The organism is Curtobacterium sp. LFS079, assembly GCF_047977865.1.
Taxonomy (GTDB): domain Bacteria; phylum Actinomycetota; class Actinomycetes; order Actinomycetales; family Micrococcaceae; genus Arthrobacter.
Genome location: NZ_JBFPFO010000021.1, coordinates 1 through 25,336 on the forward strand (window position 1 = coordinate 1; position 25,336 = coordinate 25,336).

General features: G+C 68.3%; 22 protein-coding genes, 1 tRNA gene and 1 riboswitch. Of the genes, 9 read left to right on the forward strand and 14 right to left on the reverse strand.

Annotated features, from left to right (window positions below; translation table 11 throughout):
* Positions 1-320 precede the first annotated feature (320 nt).
* From ACNQPB_RS19635 to ACNQPB_RS19645, 3 genes are read left to right on the forward strand one after another with little or no spacing between them, the layout of a single operon-like run.
* Entirely contained in the window at positions 321-758 is a 438-nt protein-coding gene (locus ACNQPB_RS19635; RefSeq protein WP_498754104.1) for a VOC family protein, read from the forward strand.
* A gap of 13 nt (positions 759-771) precedes the next feature.
* A complete protein-coding gene (locus ACNQPB_RS19640; protein WP_498754105.1) occupies positions 772-1,206 on the forward strand; it encodes a protein-tyrosine phosphatase family protein in 435 nt (144 codons plus the stop codon).
* A gap of 31 nt (positions 1,207-1,237) precedes the next feature.
* Positions 1,238-1,954: an HAD-IA family hydrolase gene (locus ACNQPB_RS19645; protein WP_498754106.1), complete on the forward strand. Its 717-nt coding sequence runs from the start codon at positions 1,238-1,240 to the stop codon at positions 1,952-1,954.
* A 73-nt stretch (positions 1,955-2,027) separates the two neighbouring features.
* Here ACNQPB_RS19645 and ACNQPB_RS19650 read toward each other — a convergent pair whose 3' ends face one another.
* From ACNQPB_RS19650 to ACNQPB_RS19670, 5 genes are all read right to left on the reverse strand, one after another.
* Entirely contained in the window at positions 2,028-4,034 is a 2,007-nt protein-coding gene (locus ACNQPB_RS19650; RefSeq protein ID WP_498754107.1) for an ArnT family glycosyltransferase, read from the reverse strand.
* A complete protein-coding gene (locus tag ACNQPB_RS19655; protein WP_498754108.1) occupies positions 4,031-5,425 on the reverse strand; it encodes a bifunctional glycosyltransferase family 2/GtrA family protein in 1,395 nt (464 codons plus the stop codon). The genes ACNQPB_RS19650 and ACNQPB_RS19655 overlap by 4 nt, the downstream gene beginning before the upstream one ends.
* Before the next feature lie 142 nt (positions 5,426-5,567).
* The gene (locus ACNQPB_RS19660) at positions 5,568-6,272 is read right to left on the reverse strand and encodes an aggregation-promoting factor C-terminal-like domain-containing protein (RefSeq protein ID WP_498754109.1); all 705 of its coding nucleotides are present in this window, start codon (positions 6,270-6,272) and stop codon (positions 5,568-5,570) included.
* A gap of 3 nt (positions 6,273-6,275) precedes the next feature.
* Positions 6,276-6,450, reverse strand: a riboswitch (cyclic di-AMP (ydaO/yuaA leader).
* Between the two features lie 160 nt (positions 6,451-6,610).
* Positions 6,611-8,086 carry a sensor histidine kinase gene (locus tag ACNQPB_RS19665; protein WP_498754110.1) on the reverse strand — a complete coding sequence of 492 codons (1,476 nt, stop codon included), beginning with the start codon at positions 8,084-8,086 and terminating at the stop codon, positions 6,611-6,613.
* Between the two features lie 8 nt (positions 8,087-8,094).
* The gene (locus tag ACNQPB_RS19670) at positions 8,095-8,835 is read right to left on the reverse strand and encodes a response regulator transcription factor (protein ID WP_498754111.1); all 741 of its coding nucleotides are present in this window, start codon (positions 8,833-8,835) and stop codon (positions 8,095-8,097) included.
* Positions 8,836-9,102: 267 nt separating this feature from the next.
* Between ACNQPB_RS19670 and ACNQPB_RS19675 the strand changes: the two genes are divergently transcribed.
* The 3 genes from ACNQPB_RS19675 (at position 9,103) to ACNQPB_RS19685 (ending at position 12,132) form a co-directional block, all read left to right on the forward strand.
* Complete coding sequence (locus ACNQPB_RS19675; protein ID WP_498754112.1) at positions 9,103-9,960, forward strand: hypothetical protein; 858 nt, start codon at positions 9,103-9,105, stop codon at positions 9,958-9,960.
* A gap of 633 nt (positions 9,961-10,593) precedes the next feature.
* Complete coding sequence (locus tag ACNQPB_RS19680; RefSeq protein ID WP_476049123.1) at positions 10,594-11,463, forward strand: winged helix-turn-helix domain-containing protein; 870 nt, start codon at positions 10,594-10,596, stop codon at positions 11,461-11,463.
* 141 nt (positions 11,464-11,604) lie between these two features.
* Entirely contained in the window at positions 11,605-12,132 is a 528-nt protein-coding gene (locus ACNQPB_RS19685) for a SixA phosphatase family protein (protein ID WP_498754114.1), read from the forward strand.
* On the opposite strand, the gene ACNQPB_RS19690 is transcribed toward ACNQPB_RS19685, so the two are convergent.
* Both ACNQPB_RS19690 and ACNQPB_RS19695 read right to left on the reverse strand, forming a co-directional pair.
* Positions 12,101-12,862 carry a phosphatase PAP2 family protein gene (locus tag ACNQPB_RS19690; RefSeq protein WP_498754115.1) on the reverse strand — a complete coding sequence of 254 codons (762 nt, stop codon included), beginning with the start codon at positions 12,860-12,862 and terminating at the stop codon, positions 12,101-12,103. The genes ACNQPB_RS19685 and ACNQPB_RS19690 overlap by 32 nt on opposite strands.
* 99 nt (positions 12,863-12,961) lie before the next feature.
* A complete protein-coding gene (locus ACNQPB_RS19695) occupies positions 12,962-13,903 on the reverse strand; it encodes a LysR family transcriptional regulator (RefSeq protein ID WP_498754116.1) in 942 nt (313 codons plus the stop codon).
* Between the two features lie 73 nt (positions 13,904-13,976).
* Here ACNQPB_RS19695 and ACNQPB_RS19700 point away from each other — a divergent pair, with 73 nt between their 5' ends.
* On the forward strand, positions 13,977-14,897 hold the full coding sequence (locus ACNQPB_RS19700) for an EamA family transporter (protein ID WP_498754117.1): 921 nt from the start codon (positions 13,977-13,979) through the stop codon (positions 14,895-14,897).
* Positions 14,898-14,943: 46 nt separating this feature from the next.
* Here ACNQPB_RS19700 and ACNQPB_RS19705 read toward each other — a convergent pair whose 3' ends face one another.
* The 5 genes from ACNQPB_RS19705 to ACNQPB_RS19725 all read right to left on the reverse strand — a co-directional run bounded on the left by ACNQPB_RS19705 (position 14,944) and on the right by ACNQPB_RS19725 (position 20,529).
* The gene (locus tag ACNQPB_RS19705) at positions 14,944-15,495 is read right to left on the reverse strand and encodes a hypothetical protein (RefSeq protein WP_498754118.1); all 552 of its coding nucleotides are present in this window, start codon (positions 15,493-15,495) and stop codon (positions 14,944-14,946) included.
* A 73-nt stretch (positions 15,496-15,568) separates the two neighbouring features.
* Positions 15,569-16,216 (reverse strand): TetR/AcrR family transcriptional regulator, encoded by a 648-nt coding sequence (locus ACNQPB_RS19710; RefSeq protein ID WP_498754119.1) that lies wholly within the window; start codon positions 16,214-16,216, stop codon positions 15,569-15,571.
* A complete protein-coding gene (locus ACNQPB_RS19715) occupies positions 16,213-18,249 on the reverse strand; it encodes a YhgE/Pip family protein (RefSeq protein ID WP_498754120.1) in 2,037 nt (678 codons plus the stop codon). Before ACNQPB_RS19715 ends, ACNQPB_RS19710 begins: the two co-directional genes overlap by 4 nt.
* Positions 18,246-18,977 (reverse strand): ABC transporter ATP-binding protein, encoded by a 732-nt coding sequence (locus tag ACNQPB_RS19720; RefSeq protein ID WP_498754121.1) that lies wholly within the window; start codon positions 18,975-18,977, stop codon positions 18,246-18,248. The genes ACNQPB_RS19715 and ACNQPB_RS19720 overlap by 4 nt, the downstream gene beginning before the upstream one ends.
* Before the next feature lie 70 nt (positions 18,978-19,047).
* Positions 19,048-20,529: a dihydrolipoyl dehydrogenase family protein gene (locus tag ACNQPB_RS19725; protein ID WP_498754122.1), complete on the reverse strand. Its 1,482-nt coding sequence runs from the start codon at positions 20,527-20,529 to the stop codon at positions 19,048-19,050.
* A gap of 208 nt (positions 20,530-20,737) precedes the next feature.
* Between ACNQPB_RS19725 and ACNQPB_RS19730 the strand changes: the two genes are divergently transcribed.
* Positions 20,738-21,454 (forward strand): FadR/GntR family transcriptional regulator, encoded by a 717-nt coding sequence (locus tag ACNQPB_RS19730; RefSeq protein WP_498754123.1) that lies wholly within the window; start codon positions 20,738-20,740, stop codon positions 21,452-21,454.
* Positions 21,455-21,559: 105 nt separating this feature from the next.
* Here ACNQPB_RS19730 and ACNQPB_RS19735 read toward each other — a convergent pair whose 3' ends face one another.
* Complete coding sequence (locus ACNQPB_RS19735; RefSeq protein ID WP_498754125.1) at positions 21,560-22,738, reverse strand: amidohydrolase; 1,179 nt, start codon at positions 22,736-22,738, stop codon at positions 21,560-21,562.
* Positions 22,739-23,012: 274 nt separating this feature from the next.
* Positions 23,013-23,086: transfer RNA gene (locus ACNQPB_RS19740), tRNA-Arg, on the reverse strand.
* 295 nt (positions 23,087-23,381) lie between these two features.
* Between ACNQPB_RS19740 and ACNQPB_RS19745 the strand changes: the two genes are divergently transcribed.
* Positions 23,382-25,208: a phosphoenolpyruvate carboxykinase (GTP) gene (locus tag ACNQPB_RS19745; RefSeq protein ID WP_498754124.1), complete on the forward strand. Its 1,827-nt coding sequence runs from the start codon at positions 23,382-23,384 to the stop codon at positions 25,206-25,208.
* The last annotated feature ends 128 nt before the right edge of the window (positions 25,209-25,336 follow it).

Consider the following 25,336-nt stretch of genomic DNA (forward strand, 5'->3'; position numbering starts at 1 on the left):
CCGCCCCCCGGCCCCGCGCCCCCCCCCCTGGGGGGGGGGGGGGCCCCCCCCGCCCCCCCCCCCAACACCCCCCCCGGGGGGGGCCCCCCCCCTGTGGGGGGGGCCGCCGCTTCTTTTGTGCCCGCGCAGTTTGAGCCAGGCAGCCCACGACGCTCCTTCCCACTTGCTTCGCGCCAGGGCTTCCGGGTGGGCTGAAGTTCCCCGGATTTCGGGGGCCCGGTGCGGGTAGTTCGAAAGCAACCGGGCAGGAACGTCGCGGCCGGCGCGTGCCCATGACGAAGCCCTATCGTTTTCACCCGGGCACCACTAGCCTGTGGCGCATGGACTGGAAACTGGAACTTGTATTTGTCCCTGTGTCCGATGTGGACCGTGCCAGGGATTTCTACGTCAATCAGGTGGGCTTCAACGCCGACTACGACGAACGCCCCATGGACGGCCTCCGGTTCGTCCAGCTGACCCCGCCGGGTTCGGCCTGCTCCATCGCGATCGGTGAAGGGCTCAGCGAGGCTCCTCCGGGTACCGCGCCGAGCCTGCAGATCGTGGTCAGCGACATCCAGGCCGCCCACGACCAGCTCAAGAACAACGGTGTGGACGTTAGCGACGTGGACATCCAGGCCTGGGGCCACTTCGTGTACTTCGCCGACCCGGACGGCAACAAGTGGGCGGTGCAGTACATCCCGCACCGGAACGTTTCCCCGGAGAAGGCCGGGATGGAAGGGGCCACGCCGAACACGGAAGCTCCGGAATACAACGTGTAGCCCGGGAGCCGGCATGCCTGAAACGTGGGAACCGGACGCACCCGGCGTCATGGCCCTGCCGTCGGGCCGCCTGATCCGGGGCCGGGCCCTCGGCAAGCCGCTTCCCGCCGGGCAGCGGCCCGACTTCGCGGTGTACCTGCTCGGCAAGCCCCCGCCCGCCGTGGATTGGGAGTCCGCTTGGGTGCGGTGGCCTGACTTCTGGCTGCCGGTTGACCGGCGGGGCGCCCGGGAAGCCCTCCGCATGGCGTGGCGCCGTGCCGAATCCGAACGGGTCGAGATCGCCTGCATGGGTGGCCTGGGGAGGACCGGCACGGCCCTCGCGTGCATCGCGGTCTTGGACGGCATTCCTCCTGGCCAGGCCGTGGCCTTTGTCCGGCAGCACTACAAACAACACGCAGTCGAGGCGCCCTGGCAGCGCTGGTATGTCAGCCGCTTCCTCCGGAAATAGGGAATTGCCCGGCATCGGGCAGGATGGAACCATGAGCCTTCCCGCGGACGCCGCACCGACCCTCGCACCGGACGCCGCACCGATCGCCGCACCGACCGTCCTGACCGTCCGTGCCGTGCTGTTCGACATGGACGGCACCCTGGTGGATTCGACGGCGGTCGTGGAGCAGGTTTGGGGTGAGTTCGCCGCCCGCTATGGACTGGACTACGCCGAAATCCTGCGGACCGCGCACGGCGTGCAGGCCCGGGATACCGTGCGCCGTTTCGCCCTGGCCGGCGCCGACGTCGAGGCCCTCACCGAGGAGCTCGGCGGGATGGAGCGCACCCGCACGGAAGGTGTCGTGGCTCTACCCGGGGCTGAAGCGTTCCTGCACGCCCTGCCGCCTGACGCCGTCGCGCTGGTCACTTCGGCGGACCGGATACTTGCGGAGGTCCGCATGCGGGCCGCCGGCCTGGAGATGCCGCCGACGGCGGTCACTGCCGAGGCGGTCACCTGCGGCAAACCGGACCCGGAAGGCTACCTCACGGCGGCCGCCCTGCTCGGCGTCGATCCCGCTGACGCAGTGGTCTTCGAAGACGCCCCGGCCGGGATCGCCGCGGCGCGGGCCGCGGGTATGCGCACCGTGGTGGTGGGCGGCGGCGGTGGTACCGCCGCGGACGGGCTGCCCCGCATCCGGGACTACTCGGGGGTCTCGGCTGCCGTCACCCTGGACGCCGACGGCCGCCCGCGGATCGAACTCAGCTTCTAGGAGCCCAGCAGCCCGAGGCGCCCAGTCCCCAGAAGTGCAGTGCTGCGGTCGCCAGTAGGTAGTCATCGCCGGCCTACTTCGCCAGCTTGTACACCGTGGAGGTGCCCACGGTTTCGGCCTGGAAGTTCGCGGCCACCCAGGTGGCGACCTCGGAGCTTCCGCCCCGGCCGCCCATGCCGCCGCCGAAGCCGCCCATCCCACCGGTGATGAAGTAGCTGACCTCGCCGTTGGCCACCATCTGCTGGAACTGCGCCAGCGTGGGGTACGGGTCGCTGCCGTTCCAGCCGCCGAGCGCGATCACGCTGGTGCCGGAGCCGAGTTCTAGGTTCGCGGCCTGGGTCGCTCCGGACACCGCCGCGGACCATTTCGTGGTGGTCGCGGACAGCAGGGCGGTCAGTTCGCTGCTGCCGCCCTCGGCCTCGGGGGAGCCGCCCACGGTGCCTGTTCCGCCCCCGGTGCCTGTTCCGCCCATGGCGCCCGCACCGCCGTCGCGGTTTCCGAAGCCGCCCATCGCGGCGGAGGAGGGGCCCGACGTCGGGATGGAACCGGTGTGCGGCACCGCCGCGGTGGCGATGGTCCAGGCAGCCGTGCCCAGCCCGCCGGCCAGCAGCGAGGCCACCACGAGGGCGGCAGCGGCCGCTTTCCGGAACCTGTCCACCCGCAGCAGCAGCGCGGCCGCGGCGAGCACACCGAGGAGCACCACCACGATCCGCAGCCAGGGCAGCCATGACGCATCGCGGCCCAGCAGCACGGCGGACCAGATCGAGCCGGCAAGGACCGGGGCGGCGAGCACCGCCCGGGCCGGCCAGTGCACCCGGCCGCGCCAGAGCTCCACGCCGCCGATGCCCACCAGGGCCGCGATCGCCGGAGCCAGCGCCACCGCGTAGTACGGGTGAACGATCCCGCTCATGAAGCTGAAGATGCCCGCCGTGACCAGCAGCCAGCCGCCCCACAGCAGGAGCGCGGCGCGGGTCCGGGAGGTCCGGACCTCGCGGCGGGTGAACCACAGCCCCGCGGCCAGCAGGATCAACGAGGCCGGAAGCAGCCACGAGACCTCGGCGCCGAAACTGGTGCCGAACATGCGCAGCAGCCCGGCCGCGCCGCCGAAGCCGGCGTTCCCGCCCGCACCGCCGCCCATGCCTCCGCCCGCACCGCCGCCCATGCCGCCCCCGCCGGGCATGCCTTCGCCCGAGCCGGTGATGCGGCCCAGGCCGTTGTAGCCGAAGGTCAGTTCCAGGAAGCTGTTGTTCTCCGACCCCGCCATGTACGGCCGGGCCGACGCCGGGGTGAGTTGGAACAACGCGATGTAGCTGCCCGCCACCACGAGGATTCCGCCCAGCGCACCGAGCAGGTGCAGCAGCCGGCGGCGCAGCGTGGTGGGCGCGGCCCACAGATAGGCCAGCCCCAGGCCGGGCACCACCAGGAAGCCCTGCAGCATCTTTGTCAGGAACGCGAGTCCGATCACCGCGCCGGCGGCCGCGAGCCATTTCCAGCCGGCCTGTTCGATGGCCCGGGTGGTGAGATATGCGGCCAGGACCAGGCACAGGGTGAGCATGGCGTCCGGGTTGTTGAAGCGGAACATCAGCGCGGCCACCGGGGTGAGAGCCAGCGCGCCGCCGGCCAGCAGCCCCGCCGCGGGACCGGACACCCGCTTCACCGCCAGGTACAGGAGCCCGACGGCGGCCACGCCCATGAGTGCCTGCGGAACCAGCATGCTCAGCGGCGAGAAGCCGAACACGCGGCCCGCGAGGGCAGGGATCCACAGCGAGGCCGGCGGCTTGTCCACCGTGATGGCGTTGCCGGCGTCGAGCGAACCGAAAAGCAGGGCGGTCCAGTCCTTGGTGCCAGCCTGCACGGCGGCGGCGTAGAAGGAGTTGGCGTAGCCGGTGGCCGCGAGGTTCCACAGATACAGCACCGCTGTGGCCAGCAGCAGCCCGACGGCGGATGGCCGCACCCAGGGGGGCTGCCCGCCGAAGGCGAGCCGGGACCAGCCGGTTCTGCTCGGGTGTTCCTGCTCGCGGGTGACGGCCGCCGGGGTGGCGGGCGAGGCCGGGGTAGCGGGCGTCATGGTGGAGGTCATCGGGCTGCCGTTTCTGCTTCGACGGGACGGGAATCTGTAGTCTCTCCGGCCGGGGGCGCCGGCCGCGGCCGGAACACCCACAGCCGGAACAGCAGGAAGCGCAGGACCGTGGCGGCGAGGTTCCCCCCCACGACGGTGACGACTTCCACCCAACGTTCGGGCGCCGTCGTACCGTTATGCACCAGGGCGAGGGCACCGGAGGTCAGCCCAAGGCCGATGCCGAACACCAGGAGTCCCTCGAAATGGTGCCGCATGGCGCCGCCGCCCTGGATGCCGAACGTGAAGCGGCGGTTGGCGCCGGTGTTGGCGATGGCTGTCACCAGCAATGCCAGGAAGTTGGCCAGCTGCGGGTCCATAAAGCCACGGCAGAACAGGAAGAGGAACAGGTAAGCCAGGGTGGACGCGGCGCCGATCGCGCCGAAACGCACCAGCTGGCCGAAGAGCCTGTTGCGCGGGTTCTTCTCGGCCGCGCGGTCGGCGGCGGGCAACGGACCGCGAGCGAGGGCTGCGCGGAGCTCGGGAACCGGGATGCGGCCGCTGAGCAGGTCGCGGCTCAGCCGGGCCATTCCGCGGAGGTCGGCCAAGGCTGTGCGGACCACGTCCACGCTGGAATCGGGATCGTCGATCCAGTCGACGGGCACCTCGTGGACGCGCAGCCCGCAGCGTTCGGCCAGGACCAGCAGTTCGGTGTCGAAGAACCACTCCTTGTCCAGGGTGTGCGGGAGGATCCGCTGCGCCACGTCGGCCCGGATGGCTTTGAAGCCGCATTGGGCGTCGCTGAACCGGGCACCCATGAGGGACTGCAGGATCAGGTTGTAGCTGCGGGAGATGAATTCCCGTTTGGGCCCGCGGACTACCCGGGAACTGCGGGTCAGCCGGGTTCCGATCGCCAGGTCCGAATGTCCCGAAATCAGCGGCGCCAGCAGCGGTGCCAGGGCGGCGAGGTCCGTGGAGAGGTCCACGTCCATGTAGGCAAGCACGGGTGCCGGGGAGGCCAGCCAGACTTTCCGCAGGGCGTTGCCTCGGCCCTTCTCGCCGAGGTGGACCGCGAGCACTTCGGGCAGTTCCCGGCCCAGGCGCTCGGCGATTTTCAGCGTGGCGTCCGTGCTGGCGTTGTCCGCGATGGTGATCCGGAAAGGATGCGGGAAGCTTGCCCGGAGGTGGCCGTGGAGTCTGCGTACGCACTCTTCGAGGTCGCGCTCCTCGTTGAAGACGGGGATGGTGACGTCGAGGACGGCGGTCCCGGAACGGGTGTCCACGGGAGCGTGGCGGAGCAGGGTTGCCGTGCCGGGGCGGGAATCGGCGGGAGCGTGCCGGAAGGTGCTGCGGCGGGTTCCCTGTGGCGGGACCGCGCAGTCTGCGCTTGCGGGAGTTGAGTCTGTGAGTGCCATGGATCCACAGTGACGGCGCGGGATTTGCGTGCTTTAGGTCCCGGCTGTGTTGCGCCTGTGGAAGTGGCGGGGATGCAAGAGCGGCCCGTCCCTATGAAGGGACGGGCCGCTCTGCGGTGCCATTGTGGCCGGGCGTGCCGGCTTAGTACCAGTTGTTGGCGTAGTGGAAGGCAAGCGCTGCCGACGGCGATCCGTAGCGTTCCTGGATGTACTTCAGGCCCCATCGGATCTGGGTCCTGAAGTTGGTCTGCCAGTCCGCGCCCTCAGTGGCCATCTTGGTGCCGGGCAGGGACTGCACGATTCCATATGCGCCGCTGGAGACGTTGGTGGCCGTGGTGGTCCAGTTCGACTCCCTGGTCCACAGGATCCGCAGCGAATCCATCTCGCCCGGGCCCCAGCCGAAGGAGGAGAGCAGGCTCGCGGCGTAGGCCTGCGCAGCCGCGGGGTCGTTCACGGGTGCGGGTTTCGCGGGAGCGGCGGGCTTGGGGGCGGCGGCGACCTTTACCGGTGCAGGCTTTGGCGCGGCCTTCGGGGCGGCAGGCTTCCCGGCCGCGGGCTTTGCGGCCGCCTTCAGCGCGTCCGAAGGCGTGGCACTGGGAGTTGCCGACGCCGTTGCGGCGGCGCTCGCCTGCGGCGCGGACTCGGAAGCCCGGCTGGCATCGAAGGTCTGGTTGGCGGCCTGTCCGGCGGCACCGGCGCCCACGACCAAGGCCAACACGCCGGCCGTGACGGCGAGGCGCTGGCTGGTGCTGCGCAGGGCGGCAGCTTTCTTCAGAACGGTGCGCGGAGCGGAAGCGTCCGCCCGGCGGCGCCCATGCAGGCGCGACTGATCCTTGGCAGGAGACATGGGTATACCTCTCAACGCCTGCGGAGTTAGCTGTCGGGTTCGGATGAGGTCATCCGGCCGCACACCAGCGGAGATTCTGGTTCTGCGGCTTCACCCCAAGGACCTGCCATGAACGGTTGGCGGTCCGGAGACTCTGGGTCCCCCGTCTCTGCCCGGAATGTTGGGGCACCGGGGAGCGGCAGAGCTCGGCGACTGCCCGGTGGTGGCCTGAACTATCCGGCGCACCCTTTCGACGGTACAGGACCGTCGCGCGAAAGTCACATTTAGGTAACGGAGATCACGACGGCGGTGAGTCGCCTTGCGCAGGCGCGCTCCGGCGTCGTGGGTTCAGGCGCGTGTCAGGGAAGCGGCAGCCGCACGGCGAATTCGGTGCGGCCCGGACGGGAGCTGACCTCCACCGAACCCCCGTGCGCACGCACGATCGATTCGACGATCGACAGGCCAAGGCCCGAGCTGCCTTCGGTGCCGGTCCGGGCGGTGTCGGCCCGGGCAAAGCGGGAGAAGATCCGGTCCTGGAACTCCGGCGGGATGCCGGCGCCGTCGTCGGTCACGGTGATCACCGCGGTGCCGTCGGCCGAACGCATCACCCCGGTGGTCACAGTGGTTCCGTCTGCAGTGTGCTTGCGGGCATTGGAAAGCAGGTTGGCCAGGACCTGGTGGAGCTGGGTGGCGTCGCCGCGGACCGTCAGAGGTTCGTCCGGAAGCTCCAGCTGCCACACGTGCCCCGGGGCCATGACCTTCTCGTCGCTGACGGTTTCGACCACCAGCTGGGTGAGGTCCAAGTCGCCGAATGTCACCGGCTTTCCTTCGTCCAGGCGGGCCAGCAGCAGGAGGTCCTCCACCAGCGCCGTCATGCGTTCGGACTGGCTTTGCACCCGGCCCAGGGATTTTCGGCCGTCCTCGCTGAAGTTCTCGGTCATCCGCAGCAGTTCGGTGTAGCCGCGGATCGCGGTGAGCGGGGTGCGGAGCTCGTGGGACGCGTCGGCCACGAACTGGCGCACCCTCGTCTCGCTCAACTGGCGGGCTTCAAGTGCGTTGGAGACATTGTCCAGCATGAGGTTCAGGGCGTGCCCCACGCTGCCTACTTCGGTGCCGGGGTGGGCAGCAGCTTTCGGGACACGCACCGCCAAGGCCACCTCGCCGGCGTCGAGCGGAAGCCGCGAAACCTTGGTGGCCACCTCGGAAAGCTGCTCCAGCGGGCGCATGGTCCGCCGGATCATGACGGTCCCGGCGAGGCCGATCAGCCCCAACCCGCCCAGGGACACCAGCACCATGGTCAACACCAGCGAGGCTTCGGTACCTTGTTTCGCCCCCAGCGGCAGCCCGGTGACGATGGTGTCGCCGTAGGGAGTTTCCGTCGCCACCAGCCGGTAATCTCCGTTGGACAGCGTGCGGTCCACATGCAGGCCGTTGCCGGGCAATTGCAGGAGGACCTGCTTGTCCGCGGCCGAGAGATCGGCCCGGACCCCGTCGGGGTCGATGAATCCGGCGCTGTTGACCGTTGATCCCAGGATCCTTGCATTGAGCGTTCCGGCCCCCTGGCCGCGGGCGTCCAGCGGGTCGGGGCCCCGGTTGGGGTTTCCCGACGGCGGCCTGCCGAACTCGGTTGCCCGGTGCGCCGCCTGCGACAGCTGTTCGTCCAGCTGCCGGGTCAGGAAAAGGTCCATGGAGGCGTAACTGACGATCCCGACGGCTCCGCAGATTGCCACCAGGAGGGCCATGGAAACGAGGATCAGCCGGGTGCGCAGATGCCAGGTGGCAGGGTTCAGCCAATACCGGCCGGGCTGCCGGGGTGCTCCGGAAAGCTTGGACACGCCGGCCCCTATTCGGCGGGCTTGATGACGTAGCCCGCGCCGCGCACGGTGTGGATCATCGGCGGGTGCTCGGCGTCGATCTTCTTGCGCAGGTAGGAAATGTACAGTTCCACGATGTTGGCCTGACCGCCGAAGTCGTAGTCCCAGACGCGGTCCAGGATCTGGGCCTTGCTGATGACCCGCCGCGGGTTCTCCATGAGGTAGCGCAGGAGCTCGAACTGGGTGGCGGTGAGCGCGATGTCCTGCCCGGCGCGGGACACCTCGCGGGTGTCGACGTTCAGCGTAAGGTCGCCCACCACCAGCTCCGCGGTGTCCATGGCGGCCACGCCCGAGCGCTGCACCAGGCGGTGCAGGCGCAGCAGGACTTCCTCCATGCTGAACGGCTTGGTGACGTAGTCGTCCCCGCCTGCGGCCAGCCCCGTGATGCGGTCCTTGACGTCGTCCTTGGCGGTGAGGAAAAGCGCCGGAACTTCCGGCGCAAAGGCGCGGATCCTGCCCAGCAGCTCCACGCCGTCGAACCCTGGAAGCATGACGTCCAGCACCAGTACGTCCGGGCGGAAGTCCTTGGCAAGCCTGACCGCGGCCGGGCCGTCTCCGGCTACTTCGACCGACCAGCCGGCCATGCGCAGGCCCATGCTCATCAGTTCCGCGAGGCTTGGTTCGTCGTCAACCACCAGGGCGCGGATGGGGGAGCCGTCCGGGTGGCTGAGCTGCGGAAGGTTGTTGGTGGAGGAGTGCGAGGATGCCATGGGACAAGCCTCCGATCTGGCCGTTTGCTGCCGCTTTGCGCTTCCTGTGAGCAGGCTGTGAGTCCTAAGCGTAGTCCCCACCGCCTCCCTAACCTCGCTCCGCTTCGGCCAGGGAACCCAGGCGGCGTGGGCCCAGCGAAGGCCCCGAACGGAGCGAAGATTCGCCTGTGCTCACAGGAGCGGCTTCCGTGCGACACAGCCCGTGCACAGCAATGCGGCTGAGTCTGGGTGGGACAACGATCCCATCCCAAAGATTCGGAGAAGACCATGGAACGACAGGATCCTCCCGCAACCCCCGCCCCCGACGGACCGGCCACCGGTGCCCGGGAGCCGGAAAACCGGCAGGCCTTCCAGCCGGTTCAGCCTGGGCAATTCCCGACGGCGGCCGAACCTTCGGCCGGTTGGGGCACCCCGACGCCACAGGCCCAAGCCCCGGCCGGCTGGGGTGCGCCGTCTGGGCAGCCGTCCGCCGGCTGGGGTGTGGCGCCCGGCCGGAGCGCGGGGCCAACCGCGCCGGGCGGGGGTATCTCCGGTAAGTGGACCCTGAAGAAGGGGCTCATCGCAGGAGGCGTCGCCGTCGTCGTTGCCGGAGCAACCGCTGCCGGAGTCTATGCAGCGGGCAACGGGGCGGCAGCCGGTGCCGGAACCCAGGGCGCCGGTGGCATGGCCGGGCAGAACGGGATGTCGGCCCAGGGCGGGCCGGGCGGTTTGGGCATGAACGGCGGCGGCTTTGCGCCGGACGGACTGGGCATGGGCGCCGGTGGACTGGCGGCTGCGGTCCATTCCGAATACGTGATCCTGCGGAACGGGAAATACGTGAACATGGCTTCGCAGTCCGGCACGGTGACGGCGGTTTCGAACGATTCCATCACGGTCAAGAGCGGGGACGGATTCACCCGCAGCTACAGCCTCGGCAGCGACCTCGTGGTGTCGCAGGGCATGCAACGCGGGATGAACCAGGGAAACACCCTGAGCATTTCGGACGTGCAAAGCGGCGACAGCGTGCGGATCGCTGCGCTGCAGGAATCCGGAAACTACACGGCCGAGACCATCCAACTGGTCACGGGAACATCGAACGGCACAGGAGCCGGCACCGGGCCCGGCACAGGGTCCTCCAGCAACTGACTTCAGAAAAAGCGGACGCTGGAGGGGCCTCGGTCGGTGGCTCCGGGCGGCAGTCCGGAGTCACCCCAGACCCTTCAGTCACACCCGCCAGTCTTCTCCGGGGCTCCTAGCAGACGTTTCAGAGAAAATTTTCCGGAAGGAGCGGAATCCCGATTGGACAAGAGATGTTTCATATCTTGAGATTCTGGCGGACCGGGAGATTCTGCCCCAAGATTCCAAAATGGCCTTCCAAGGCGAAGGATCTTCGATTATTTCACTTGGGTATGGGATTGTGACGAACCGAAGTCGGTCACATTTGGTCATTCTGAAATTGTGATTTAGCGCACAATAGTCCTTCGCGTCTCAGGATGTGGACGGATCTGCGCTTTGTTACTTGCAAGTTCCCTTTATTACGTTGCACACTTCAAATGTGAACAAGAACTCAACAGCACCTGCAGCCGCAGCAATCGGGACCAGCGCACCCGCTGGCATCGCGATGAGCTGTTGTCGAATGTACGCCTAACTTCCGACCCCAAGAAGATCCAGGCATTCGTCCCTTGCCCAACGTCGGGCGCCTTTCCCCAACTCATTGCGGGGACCGTATAAGCATTCGAAGCCGCGATGACGGCCATTCACATTGAGGTAAGCACTCCCATGTCAGTTGCATCCGGATACGTCCACATCTCTGTTCGAAACGCCAACAAGGCGGCATCCAACGCCGGCCTGCGCCCCGGCCTGGGCGGTCGCCCCGGCTACGTCCAGCCCGGCCCCGCCGGTGCAGGCCAGGCCCCGGGCTACGTTCCCCAGGGCTACAACCCCAACTCCTACGGACAGCTCCGGGCGGTTCCGGCCAACGAGGCGGCACCCCTGACTGCACCCACTCCGGTCCTTGCGCCTTCCGAGCGTGCGATCCGCCCCGTCCCCGGCGACAACGTCGCCCGCGGCTTCGTGCTCTACATGGGCATTGACGAGGACACCGCCGCGGCCGCTGGCACCTCCATTGCCAAGCTCGCCCAGGAGATCCGCGCCTACGCCCAGTCCCTCGTGACCGGCGCCGAGAGCTACGCAGCCGTCGCGGTTGCTCCGGCCAGCGCCCCGGGTTCCGCGCTCGACGTCGTCCGCTCCACCTTCGGTGACCCCACCGTCGGCAACCGCCAGCGCGCAGAGGCCGTCCGTCCGCAGCCGCAGCAGGAAGCCCGCCCCTCCGGCGTGCTGATCGACCTCGCCCGCCGCGAAGTGCACCTCGACGGTGAATCCCTGAACCTGACCTTCAAGGAGTTCGAACTCCTGAACTACCTGGTCGAGAACGGCACCCGCACCGTGGGCCGCGACGAACTCCTCGAGGGCCTGTGGCGCAACGCCGAGGAAGTGCCGAACGAGCGCACCATCGACGTCCACATCCGCCGCCTGCGCTCCAAGCTCGGCCGCCTCGCCAACACCGTGCGCACGGTCCGCGGCCAGGGCTACCGCTTCTACGAGCACCCCGAGGTCATCGTCTGGGCCGCTCCGGAATACTCGATCTAATCCTCAGCCGCGCCGAAAGGCGGCACGATCCCTCTGCGCCTGCGCTCGTTCCTCACGCAACAACGGCGCTATCGGGATGTGCCGCCTTTCGGCGTCTCACCCTTCCCGCGAGCATGTGCCTCCGCGGCTAAAGTTGGGGGCATGAGCGAGCACCACATCAAGCGCTTGGTGATCATGCGCCATGCCAAGTCCGACTGGCCCATGGGCGTCCCGGACCACGACCGGCCGCTGGCCGAGCGGGGGCACCGGGAGGCTCCTTTGGCGGGCAAGTGGCTCCTGAAGCACGGGGTGGTCCCGGACTTCATCCTGTGTTCCTCGGCCTTGCGGACCCGCCAGACCTGCACCTGGGTGTGCAGCGAGCTCGGCGAGAAAGCCCCGACGCCGAAGCTTGAGGGCGGCCTCTACGCCGCCTCCGCGCCGCGGATGCTCAGCATCATCAACCACGTGCCGGACACCGTCAGTACGCTCATGGTCTTCGCGCACATGCCGGGCGTCCAGGATCTTGCCATGCACCTGGCTTCCCGGGATTCGGACCATGAGGCGTACATGGATGCCGCCAGTCATTACCCCACCAGCGCCTTGACGGTCATGGAACTGGAGAAGCCGTGGGCGGAGCTGGACGGGCAGGACGCCCGCCTCACTCACTTCGCCGTGCCGCGGCCGAAATAGCCCCGCCCGAGGCGTCTGGCGCAGCCCGGTCCGGGCCGCGGCGGACCGCGTCCGCGAACACCACGACGGCGGTCACGGCCAGTCCCAGCCCGATCGACGCCAGTACGTCGCTCATCCAGTGGTAGCCAAGGTAGACGCGGCTGAAGGCCACCAGAAGCGTCCCGGCAAGGGCGGCCGCCGGGGCGAGCACCGCCGTCGAACGCCGGATCGAACGCGAGGCCAGGAAATAGGCGAGGACGAACAGGAACACCGCCGTGCCCAGGGTGTGCCCGGACGGGAAGGACAGCGCGTCATCGGGACCCATGAGGAAGTCCCGGGAAGACGGGCGCGGGCGTGCCACCCACCCCTTGATCACACTGGACAGGGCCACCGTGAAGCCCATCGCGAGCAGCAGGAGGGCAGGCCGCCAGACTTCACGGCTCCGGAGCCACCACAACCCGCAGAAGACCACCCCGATCACCGACATCCACAATGGCGCGGTCACGGTGGTCACCGCAGCGAGCAATGCGGTCAGGAACGGGCCGCGGATTGCCACGAGGGCGTCGTGGACCGGGCCGTCGAGGAGCACGAGCCCCGACGTGGTCTGCACTTGGGCGTACAGGGTCCAGAAGAGGGCATCGCCGATCAGCAGGAGGGCGGCCGCCCAGCAGAACAGGGTCCGCTGGGAGCCGCGCGGCGCGGGCGGGGGCGCGGGAAAAGACCGGGCGTGTTCCCGGGCGGCAAAGTGCATCTTCCGATGATCCCTGCCTGAACTGCGCGAACCCGGGGAGCTTGCTGGACGCCGGCTGGATCCAAGCCCGGCGAGCCCCTGTCGGCGAGCCCCTGTCGGCTAAGCCCCGTCCAGTTGGGCCCCGTCCAATTCCGCAGCCGCCTCGCGCAGCAGCCCCACGACATGACGGATGCTGGGGCTCGAACGCATGGTCTTGCGGTAGACAATGCCCACTTCCCGCTGCTGCGAAGGGTTCTGCACGGGCAGGGCCACCACTGAGCGGGGGAGTTCCGGCCGGCCGAGCCGCGGGACGAGTGCCACCGCCACGCCCTGCTGGACCATGGCGATGTGGGTGGAGAAATCAGGATCGTACATGCGGATGTCCGGTACCTGGCCAAGGCCGGCGAAGATCGCCAGCAGCGCCTCGTTGCAGATGGCGTTCGCCGGCGTGCTGATCCAGGATTCGCCCAGCAGGTCTGAAGCCTCGACGGCGGAGCGCCCCGCCAGAGGGTGCGCGGAGTTGAGCAGGACGTCGGCGGTGTCCGTGCACAGCTTTTCGTGGACCATGTTCCCCGGTATGAGCAGCGGCACCGAGTTCCAGTTGTGGACCACTCCGAGATCCGCTTCGCCGGAGGCCACGCGCTGCACCGCCTCGCGCGGGTCCTCGGCCAGGACGCGGATGTCCAGCCCGGAGTCGCCGTCGTCGGCCGAGGCGGCGCCGAGCTTTCCCAGCATCGGACCCACCAGGCCCCGGCAGGCGGTGGAGAACGCCACGAGCCGCAGCACGCCGCTGGGTTTGGCCGGATCGGCCAGGAGCGTGGACTGCAGTTCCTCCAGTTCGCCGAGGATGCGGCGCCCGTACTCCGCCAAGGCCATGCCGCGGTCCGTGAGCAGCACCCCGCGGCCGTGGCGTTCCAGGACAGCCACTCCGCTTTGCTTCTCGAGCTTCTTGATCTGCTGGGACACCGCGGATGGGCTGAAGCCCATGATGTCCGCGGCGGCGATCACCGAGCCGTGCTGTTCAACCGCGACGAGGGCGCGCAGGGCTGCGATTTCGATCATGAAGCAACGGTACATGATTGGATGAAGTATTCAACGCTGGTGCTTCATGGTGTGGGAGTGCCACAGTTGGATCGTGAACCTTCGCCACTCCGCCCTCGCCCTCCTGGTCGCCGTCCTCTGGGGACTTAACTTCGTCGCCATCGATGTCGGCCTGCACCCCTCGGACGGTCACGGCGGCACCGCCGAGGTGCCGCCGCTGCTCTTCGTCGCGATCCGCTTCGTGCTGGTGGTCTTCCCCTGCATCTTCTTCATCCCCAAGCCGGACATCGGCTGGAAGGCGATCGCCGGCGTCGGGCTGTTCATGAGCGCCGGGCAGTTCGGCCTGCTCTACCTCGGCATGGCGCTGGGCATGCCCGCCGGGCTGGCCTCGCTCGTCCTCCAGGCGCAGGTGCTGCTGACGGTGCTGCTCGCCGCACGCTTCCTTGGCGAAAAGCCGGCGAAGCGGCAGCTGGCCGGGGTAGTGCTCGGCGTTGCGGGGCTCGCGGTGGTGGCTGTCGGCCGGAGCCTCGTGGCGCCGGTGGTGCCGCTCATGATCGTCCTGGCCGCGGCGCTGTCCTGGGCCATCGGGAACGTGATCGTGCGCCAGGCCAAGGCGGCTTCCGGGCTCGGGCTGGTGGTGTGGTCCGGTGCCGTGGTGCCGGTTCCGCTCGCGGCATTGTCCCTGCTGGTTGACGGCCCGGATGCTGTCTTCGGGACGCTCGCGCAGCTGCAGCCGGCCACGGTCCTCAGTGCCCTCTACACGGCGGTCTTCGCGTCGCTGCTCGGTTATGGAATCTGGAACCGGCTCCTTGGCCTGTACCCGGGATCGGCGGTGGTGCCGTTTACGCTGCTGGTCCCGGTGGTTGGAATGACCGCGGCCTGGCTGTTCCTCGGAGAGGTCCCGACCCCGGCCGAGCTGGCAGGCGGGCTGATCCTCCTTGGCGGCGTCGCCGTCGCGGTGCTGCAGCGTCCGAAGCCCGCCCCGCTCCAGATCCCCCAACTAACTCGCACTTAAGGCCGTTTTCAGGCTCCACTACGGCCTTAACTGCCAGTCAGTCGGGTCAGCGGCGCTTGGCGGGGGACCGTTGCGGCGCCGCCTTGCGGGGAACCGGGCGGGGGGATTTCGACGTCGGCCGACGGGCTGCTGCGGGCGCTGGCCGCCGGGCAGCCGTTGACGCCGGACGCGGCGCCGGCTTGCGGGCTGCGGGACGCGGCGGGCCGGTTCGCCGGGCAGGCCACACTGCCCCGGCGAAGAGCAGCATCAGGGACGCTCCGCCTGCGGCGATGGAGAGGTAGAAGTAGATGTCCGAATCCTCGCTGCTGACCGCGCTGCCCAGGGAGTTCTCGCTCAAGGTGAAGGCCAGGCCCCACATGCGCAGGAAGGCGATGCCGAAGGCGATGAACAGCGTGGACCCGACGAACGCCGCGGCCAGGACCACGTAGCGGCGCCGGGCGAGCACCTGGGTGAGGGACGCCAGGTAGCCCAGGACCACGGCGCCGAAGAACATGAACAGGACCCACTCTTCGAGCGTGATCGCCGCCAGCACCAGCAAGGCACCGGCCACCACGGCGGAAATGACCGCGAGCTTTCCACTGTTCCCCATACGACGCATGGATCAATCATCCTTGAACGGAAGCTCGCGCCACCGCTCCCGCCACGCCCTGGCAGATTGCAGTTGCGTACCGTTATCGCAGCACGTAGCCGTGCATGAGGGTCATTACCGCGGCCACGCTCTGTTCCTTGCTGCGCTCCGGGTTGTAGGTCTGGCGGTCCAGGCCCACCACGAAGATGGCCCCGAACATCGCAGCTTCAAGGCTCCCGGGTGCCACCTTGGTGTCCACGGGGTATTTCCCCGCCACGTTTTCCAGGGCAGTACCGATCACGGAGATCAGTTCGGCACGCAGCTCCGCGAAAAGCTGGCCCCATTCGTTCGGCGTCTTCCAGTTCTCGCTGACCCAGAGCCGGGCAAACGAGGGGTAGTCGTCCATGAAGTCCATGGCCTGGCCCAGCATGGCCTCCATGGCGTCGAGGGGATCGGCCTCCGGGTCCGCGATGCCTTGCAGCCGCCCGAGCATGATGTCGACGCCGTGGCGCAGCAACTGGGCGATCAGGTCCGATTTGCTGCCGAAGTTGTAGTACACCGTGCCTTTGGACACCCCGGCCGCGGCCGCGATCTCGTCCACCGTCACGCCCGCGGCGCCGCGCTCGCCGATCAGTTCCATCGACGCCTCGAACAGGCGCTGCTTGGTGGCGTTGGTCCGTGCCGGGCGCAGCTTCTTGCCGGCGTCTTCCTGGGCGGCTTCCTGGGTGGTTTCGTGATCAGGCGTGGTCATACGGCGATCTCCGGCTTGAGGGTCTTCAGAGTCCAGTACTTGTGCTTGCGCACGGCCAGGGTGGACAGAGCCGCGCCCAGCAAGGTGTAGCCGAGGAGGCCGAGCACGGTCGGCCAGATCATGGACAGGTCCCCGCCGTAGACCAGGTGCCGCATGCCCGTGACAACGTAGCCCATCGGCATGATCTGGTGCACCACATGAAGCGGTTCCGGGGTGGTCTGCCAGGGGAAGGTACCGCCGGAGGACACCAGCTGCAGCACCAGCAGGATCAGCACCACGAACTTCCCGGGCGTGCCCAGCAATGCCACCACACCCTGGATGATCGCGGAGAACGCCATCGCGGCGGCCAGCATGAACAGCCACATCAGCACCGGGTGCGCCGGGTTCAGTCCCAGCCCGAAGTTCACCACGAGGGTCAGGATACTGGCCTGCAGCACGGACACTGCGAAGAACGGCAGCCAGCCGCCCACGGCGATTTTCCACGAAGGCGCGTTCGAGGCCAGGGCACGCTGGGTGATGGGCCGCATGGCCTGCACCAGCATGAACACGCCGATCCACAGCGCAAGGGTCAGGAAGAACGGGGCGAGCCCGGCGCCGTAGGATCCCGCCTTGGCCTGCGAGACGTTGTTCACGGCCACGGGATCGGCCATCACCTTGGAGACGTCGCTCTTCTGGGCGTCGTCCGGGTTCGGGATCTTGCCCGCGCCCTTGGCCAGTTCATTTGCGAGGGTGCGCGAACCGTCCGCGGCGGTGGCCGCGCCGCTGGCGAGTTGGGCGGCGCCGTCGTCGAGCCTCGCGGCGCCGTCCGCCAGGGCAGAGGCGCCATCAAGCGCGGCCTGCTGCCCGGCGGCGAGGGTGGCGGCGCCCGCGCTGAGCTGGTCCGCCCCGGAGGAGGCCTGGCCGATCGCCCCGGTCAGTGCAGGGGTTGCGCCGGCGAGCTTGGCGGCACCGGCGCTCACCGCTGCCGAACCATCCGAAAGCTGCTGGATTTTCGCGGCATCGGCGGCGATCTTCGCCTTCGCGTCGGCGACCGGCGCCGAGCCCGCGGCGGCGTCGTAGTCCGCCAGGATCTTGTCCGCCTGCGCCTTGTCGATGACCCCGGCGTCCATGAGCCGGGCATTGGCGGCGATGACGCGGTCCCGCGCTCCGGCGTCGAACGCATCCAACTGTCCGACGACGTCCTGCACCTTCGCGTTCAGCTGCGCGTTTCCTGCGGCCACCTGGGCGGCGCCGTCGGCCAGCTTCTTCGTGTCCGCCGGGAGGCCGGCGGTCTTGTCCTCAAGCTCGGAAAGGCCGGCGCTGAGCTGCCCCGCCCCGGCGTTGAGCTGGTTCGCGCCGTCGCGCAGCTTGGTCTGGCCTGCCACGAGCTCACCGGCACCGCTGCGCAGCTGAGCGCTGCCGTCATGCAGGGTGGACGCGCCGGAACTGAGCTTCCCGACGCCGTCCGCCAGCTTGGCCGCACCGTTCGCGGCCTTGACGATCTGGGCGTGGATGGTGCCGAAGCCGGTGAGGAGCTGGTTGGCCGTTTCCTCGCCCACTTCCTTGGCCACGGTGGAGTGCACCGCGGTGGTGAGCTTGTCCACGATGGTGCTCAGCAGGTAGTTGTTGGCATCGTTCGTGGTCACGTTGAGCATTGCCTGGTTGGCGGCGTCGAAACTGCCCGGTGAAACGAGGTTGGCGGAGAAGTCCTTGGGGATCTTCAGGGCGAAGGCATACTTGCCGCTCTGCACCCCGGCGTCCGCTTCCTCGGCCGTGGCCACCTGCTGCCAGTTGAAGACATGGCCTTCAACTAAGGAGTCCGCCACTTTGCGGCCTGCCTGCAGTTCCGTACCGTCGCTCGACGTGGCACCCGCGTCCTGCACCACCAGTGCGGCGTCGATTTTGTTCAGGTTTCCGTACGGGTCCCAGTTTGCGTACAGGTACACGGCGCCGTAGAGCAGGGGAACCATGGTCAGGGCAAGGATGGTCAGCTTGGGCAGCAGCCCGCCGGTCATGCGCTTGAGTTCGGAGCGGGCCAGCCGCAGCACGGTCATTGTGCAGTCCTTTGCAGGGTGTCGGTACCGGCGGACGGATCCGGCTGATCTCCGGCGGCTTCCGTCTCTTCCAGGGTTTCGTGGGCAGGTTCCTCGGCAGTCTCCGGCACGGCGTTGCCGACTTCGGCGGACGGGCCGTCCCAGCCGTCCGGGAGGGCGGAAACGACTGCGACGACGGCGAGCGGCCGCCCGGCGTCGTGCGCCAACTGCTCAAGGCGGGGGAGCCAGTCCGCGGGGTCGGAGCTGTGCCGGTCCGGAGAGTCGAACACGAGGAGGTCGACGGCGGGGTCGGCGAGGGCGAGGGCGGTCAGCAGTTCAAGGCGCCGCGCCGCGGGGAGCTGTTCGATCCACAGCCCGGCGATGTCCTCGAAGCTGTTTACCTTGAGCCAGGGCTTGCTCAGCAGGGCGCCGCGGTACCGGCGCGGGATGAGCGCAAGGTCCTCGGTGACGAGGTCGCGCACGCTCAGGTGCTGTTCGGGCTCGTTGACCCCGGGCGAGTCGAGCAGTGCGCTCGCCGAGCGGATCCTTTTGGTCTTGGCGGTGCCGTCCCAGCTGAGCAGCCCGCTTCCCGGCTTCATGCGGCCGCTGAGGGCGAGGGCGAGGCCGGTGCGCTGTTCCTGCCCGTCGCCGCTGATGAGCAGAAGCTGGCCGCGGCGGACCTCAAGGGAGGTGGGCGGCAGGAGGTCGGCGCGGCGGCCGTTGATCTGGAGTTCCTGTGCGGTGAGCACCGTTGGACCTTTCGAGAGCCTGATGTCACCTTTATTCTATTTGAACTGACTAGTCAGTTCAAATAGAGCTTTACAGGCCGTACTTTTCCAGGAGCCTCAACCACACTTCGCTCAATGTGGGGAAGGACGGCACCGCATGCCACAGACGCTCCAACGGCACTTCGCCCACGATCGCGATCGTGGCCCCGTGCAGCAGCTCCGCCACGCCAGGTCCCGCGAACGTGGCTCCGAGCAGCACGTGCCGGTCCTCGTCCACCACCAGCTGCGCCCACCCCTTGTAGTTCTCCGCGTAGAGCTGCGAGCCCGACACATTGATGGGCAGGTCCACGGATCCGGCCCGGATGCTCCGTTCCTGCGCCTGGCCCAGGCTCAGGCCCACGCTGGCCACTTCGGGATCCGTGAAGACCACGCTGGGCACTGCGTGCTCGTTGGCGGTACTGGTGACGGCGCTCCAGGGCTTCGGGGCACGGTGCAGCTTCCCTTCGGACCGGGCAACGATTGCGTCGCCGGTTGTCCGCGCACTGTATTTCCCCTGGTGGGTCAGCAACGGCGTGCCCGCGGCATCGCCCGCGGCGTAAAGCCACAGTCCGCTGGTTCCGTCGCTCGCCGCCCCCTCCACCAGGCCGGTCGAATCGGTGCTGAGCCGCACCGCCGGCGGGTCGCCATCCGCGCCGCCGTCGTCCTCGGCCCAGGCGAGTCCGACGGTCTCCAGCCCCAGGTTGTCCAGGGCGGGCCTGCGGCCTGTCGCCACCAGGAGCTTGTCCGCGTCCAGGACCTTGCCGTCGTCGAGCGTGAGGGAGAAGGACTGGTGGTTCGTCCGCACGCTCAGGACGGCGGTGCCCGTGTGCAGGGTCACGCCGTCGGCGCGCAGCCCGGCGGCGACCAGCTCCGCCGCTTCTTCCGGGAAGGCGCTGAGCAGCCTGCCCCGCGCCACTATCGAGACCTCAGATCCCAGCCGGGCAAAGGCCTGCGCGAGTTCGACGCCGGCCACGCCACCGCCCAGCACCACGAAACGCTCCGGAACTTCACGGGCGGAGGTTGCTCCGCGCGTCGTCCAGTACGGGGCCGAACGGAGGCCGGGAATGTCCGGGATGACCGGGGTGGAGCCGGTGGCGATGACGACGGCGTGCCGTGCCTTGAGCGCGTAGCTGTTGCCGTCCACCCCGTCCACCTGGACCTCGCGCGGCCCGGTGATGCGGGCGACGCCGCGCACCAGCTCGATCCCGGTGTCGGACAGCCACTGGACGCCGCCGTCGTCCTGCCACCGGTTGGTGAAATAGTCCCGGTATTTGAGCACCTGCGCCGGGTCCAGGACCTTTGTGACGGAATCGGCGGCGCCGGGGACGGACTGTGCGCCATGGAGGGCGGTGCCGGGGCGGAGCAGGGCCTTGGACGGTATGCAGGCCCAGTAGGAGCACTCCCCGCCTACCAGTTCGGACTCGATGATTGCTGCCGTGAGGCCTCCCCGGACGACGCGGTCGGCGACGTTTTCGCCGGCGGCTCCGGCACCGATCACAATGACGTCGAATTCCCGGGAGCGCTCCTCAGTCATGAAAGAAGCCTACGCCTGTCCTTTCGCGGCGGGATCGGAGGCCGCGGGCTTGTTTTCCGGTCAGAGGTGGGACATCCGATATTGTCTTGAGACGGGCACCGGGGGCGCACTAAGCTCGCTTCAGTATCGTCACCGGAAAGTTCCGGGCCGGTCCCTGCGGGCCGCTGGAACGGCGTCTTTCGCGAGGGGAGCATGGGTGGAATCCGGTATGGTTCGGCAGGCGCGCTACAGTGCCCAGTCCCGGCTGAGGGCTTTGCAGACGGACATCATGGACCTGATCCTCGAACGGGAACTCGAAGCCGGCGATCCCCTGCCCACCGAAAACGAACTCGCAGCCTCCCTCGGAGTCGGGCGCAACACTCTCCGCGAATCACTCAAGGTGCTGCAGGCGATGGGCGTGATCGAGATCCGCCATGGTTTCGGGATGTTTGTCGCCCCCGGCAATTTCGACTCGTTCGCGGACGGGCTGGTGTTCCGCAGCCGGCTGTCCCTGCGCCAGAACGGCGAGGACGCCCTACAACTGCTTGGCATCCGGGAGGCCCTGGAAACCGGGCTCCTTCCGGCCGCCGTCGCCGCGGCAACTCCGGAGGACCTGGAGCGGCTGGGCGAGGCTGTTGAACACATGGAGCAACTCGCGGAGGCGGGCGAGCACTCCGCCGCGGCCGACGCCGAATTCCACCGCCGCCTGTTCGAACCACTCGGCAACGAGCTGCTGCAGCAGCTGCTCGGGGCCTTCTGGAAGGTGTACCGGAGGATCGAGCTGGAGGCCGGGTCCCCGGGTGAAGACGCCGCGGCAGCTGCCCAGCTCCACCGGAAGATCCACGACGCCGTCGCCGCCGGAGACGCCGGTGCGGCTGCCGGGCTGCTGGCGTCCCGTTTTGAGGGATTGCGGGCAAAGATCGCCGCGCTGGTGGCCGCCCGCTGAACGCGGGCGTTTGCTGCCTCGGGCCCGACGCCGGTGCGGGTGCCCGACGCCGCCTTGGCCCGACGCCGGTGCGGCGGGCACCCGGGCCGGGCACCCGCCGTCGTACTACTTTCCGAGCTTGGACAGGATCGCTGCCAGTGCCGCCTGCACGCCCGTGCTCAGTGTCGGCTCGATGACGGGGGCGAAGAACGGCGAATGGTTCATCGGCACGGGCCGGCCGGATTCGAGCACTTCCCGGCTCATGCCGCCGAACATCCAGTACACGGAGGGCACTCCGATCGCTTCGGCGAAGGCGCCGAAGTCCTCGCTGCCCATCATCGGCTCCACAACGGCCACCTTCGCCTCACCCAACGCCGCGCGGAAAGCAGAGACGAGCTCTTCGGTGTCGGCCGGCTCGTTGTAGTTGCGCGGGAAGGTGTAAAGCTCCGTGATCTCCGGCTGGGGCGCCCCTGACGCGTCGGCCTCGGCCAGGATGATCCTGCGGACGGCGGCCAGGACCTGGGTGCGGACCTCCGGCTCCAGGGTGCGGATGTTCAGCGTGAACTCTGCCGTTGCCGGGATGATGTTCTCCTTGAGGCCGGCGTGGAAGGTACCCACCGTGACGACGGCGGCCTTCAGCGGGTGGACCTCGCGGGACACGATCGTCTGGAGCCGCAGCACCATCTGGGCGCCCAGGACGATCGGGTCGATGGCTACCTGGGGCTGTGAACCGTGGGACTGCCGGCCGAACACGGTGACCTTCAGGGAGTCGGCCATCGCCATGGCGTTGCCGATGCTGATGTTGATGGTCCCGGACTCGTTGCCCATGACGTGCTGGCCGTAGATGATTTCGGGACGCGGTGCCTTGTCCCAGATCCCGTCCTCGATCATGGCCTGCGCCCCCGCGGCGGTTTCCTCGCCCGGTTGGAAGATGAAGACGATGGTTCCGTTCCAGCATTCCTTGGCGCCGGCCAGCAGTTCCGCCGCTGTCAGCAGCGTGGTGACGTGGGTGTCGTGGCCGCAGCCGTGCATCACGGGCACGTCGGTGCCGTCCGCCAGGACGCCTCGGGCCGTGCTGGCGTAGTCGAGGCCGGTGTCTTCAAGGATCGGCAGGCCGTCGGTATCCGCCCGGAAGCCCACCACCGGTCCGTCGCCGTTGCGCAGCACGCCCACGACGCCGGTGCCGCCGCAGCCGAAGTTGCCGATGCCCAGGGCGTCGAGCCGTTCCGCGATGAAGCGGGCGGTGGCGTATTCCTGCATGGACAGTTCGGGATTGGCGTGCAGCTGCTTGTATATGGCGTGCATCCGGCCTCGGAGCTCGTCACTGAGCTGCCCGTTGAGCGCGTCGTTGAGCTGCTCGTTGAGCTGTGTGTCGGACTGCTCGTCGGACTGGGGGAGTGCCTCGGTCATGGGTGGGTCTCGTTTCTGTCTGTGACGCTGCATGCCGCGCCGTCGCGGCCTGTTCCCACGGTATTGAGGGGCCGCTCCCTAGGCGGCGAGTCCGGGCCGCCGCCAAACTCTATGACGAAATAAGACGCGAAAAAGGCCCGTACCGCCGAAGCGGTACGGGCCTTGTCTGTGCGCCCAAAGGGATTCGAACCCCTGACCTTCTGTTCCGTAGACAGACGCTCTATCCAGCTGAGCTATGGGCGCATTCCGTGTTTTCACACTGCGGTTCGTGGGCTTCGCTTTTTCGCTCGCCCCCCGAACCTCAATAAACTTTACGCGAGATCCGCCCATCCGCCAAATCGACGCACTGTAATCCGGGCGACTATACCGGTCTATGTGACCTTGCTCACTAAAATTGCCGGATTTTGGGTCACAATCGTTGATTTTCCGGGCTTTTGCTCCGAAAGGCCCATGAGATCCCATGTCCTAAGCCGAAATGGTCTACTCCGCGAGACCTAGCATTTAGGACACACCACTGACCCCGACGAAGGGAACCGCAATGGGCGACCTGGCGCGACTGCCGCTGCTTGAGAAGGCACCCACTACGCACGCACGCCTGCTGGCCTGGGTTGAGGAAGTTGCAGAACTTACCCAGCCTGACCGCATCCACTGGGTGGACGGCAGCGAGGGCGAATACAAGGCCCTGACCGAGGAACTCGTCGCAGCCGGCACGCTGAAGCCGCTGAACCCGGAGACCTTCCCGAATTCCTTCGCGGCGTTCTCCGATCCGGCAGACGTTGCCCGCGTCGAGGAGCAGACCTTTATTTGCTCCGAGAACGAACGCGACGCAGGCTTCACCAACAACTGGATGGCGCCGGCCGAGATGAAGCAGAAGCTGCGCGGCCTGTTCGCCGGCTCCATGCGCGGCCGCACCATGTACGTCATCCCCTTCGTCATGGGACACCTCGACGCCGAGGACCCCAAGTTCGGCGTCGAAATCACCGACTCCGCCTACGTCGTGGCCTCCATGCGCATCATGGCCCGCATCGGCACCGACGTGCTTAACCGCATCACCGAGACCGATGCGTTCTTCGTGCCGGCGCTGCACTCGCTGGGTGCCCCGCTGGAACCCGGCCAGCAGGACGTTGCCTGGCCGTGCAACCCCGAGAAGTGGATTGTGCACTTCCCGGAAGAGCGGTCCATCTGGTCCTTTGGTTCCGGCTACGGCGGCAACGCCCTCCTGGGCAAGAAGTGCTACGCCCTGCGCATCGCTTCCGTCATGGCCCGCGACGAAGGCTGGCTTGCCGAGCACATGCTCATCCTCAAGCTGACCTCGCCGGAACAGAAGACCTACTACGTCTCCGCGGCCTTCCCGTCGGCCTGCGGCAAGACCAACCTCGCCCTGCTCGACCCGACCATCAAGGGATGGAAGGTCGAGACCCTCGGCGACGACATCACTTGGATGCGCTTCGGCAAGGACGGCGAGCTGCGTGCCGTCAACCCTGAGGCCGGCCTCTTCGGCGTCGCTCCGGGCACCGGCTGGGGCACCAACCCCAACGCCATGCGCGCCATCGCCAAGGGCAACAGCATCTTCACCAACGTCGCACTGACCGACGACGGCGGCGTGTGGTGGGAAGGCATGACCGAGGAGACCCCCGCGCACCTAACCGACTGGCAGGGCAACTCCTGGACGCCCGAGTCCGGCGCCCCGGCTGCCCACCCGAACTCCCGCTTCTGCACGCCGATCGACCAGATCGACATGCTGGCCGAGGAGTACTTCAGCCCCGACGGCGTGGAGCTGTCCGCGATTCTCTTCGGAGGACGCCGCAAGACCACCATCCCGCTGGTCACCGAGGCCCGCGACTGGTCCAACGGCATCTTCATGGGTTCCACCCTGTCCTCCGAGACCACGGCTGCTGCCGCCGGTGCCGTCGGCGTCGTCCGCCGCGACCCCATGGCCATGCTGCCGTTCATCGGCTACGACGCGGGCGACTACCTGAACCACTGGGTGAACCTGTCCGCCAAGGCCAACCCGGAGCGCCTGCCCAAGATCTTCCTGGTGAACTGGTTCCGCCGCACGGCCGAGGGCGGCTTCGCCTGGCCCGGCTTCGGTGACAACGCCCGCGTGCTCAAGTGGGCCATCGAGCGGCTGGAGGGCAAGGCCGACGCCGTCGAAACCCCCATCGGTTTCGTTCCGACCGGAGCTTCCATCGATCTGGAAGGCCTGGACATGACCCCGGCTGAGGTCGAAGCGGCCGTCCGCGTGGATGCTGCCGAATGGGAGACCGAACTTGCCTCCATCGAGGAATGGTTCGCCAAGTTCGGCGACTCCCTTCCCGAGGCCCTGCAGGCCGAACTGGACGGGCTGAAGAACCGACTGGCCTAGACCGGTAAATACGACGGCGGGGGCGCGCCCCGGAGGGGTGGTGGTTGGGGGGGCCCCGGGGGGTTTTTTGGGGTTTTGGGGGGGGGCGGGGGGGGGGGGGGGGGGGGGGCGGCGCCGCGGAGCCCAGC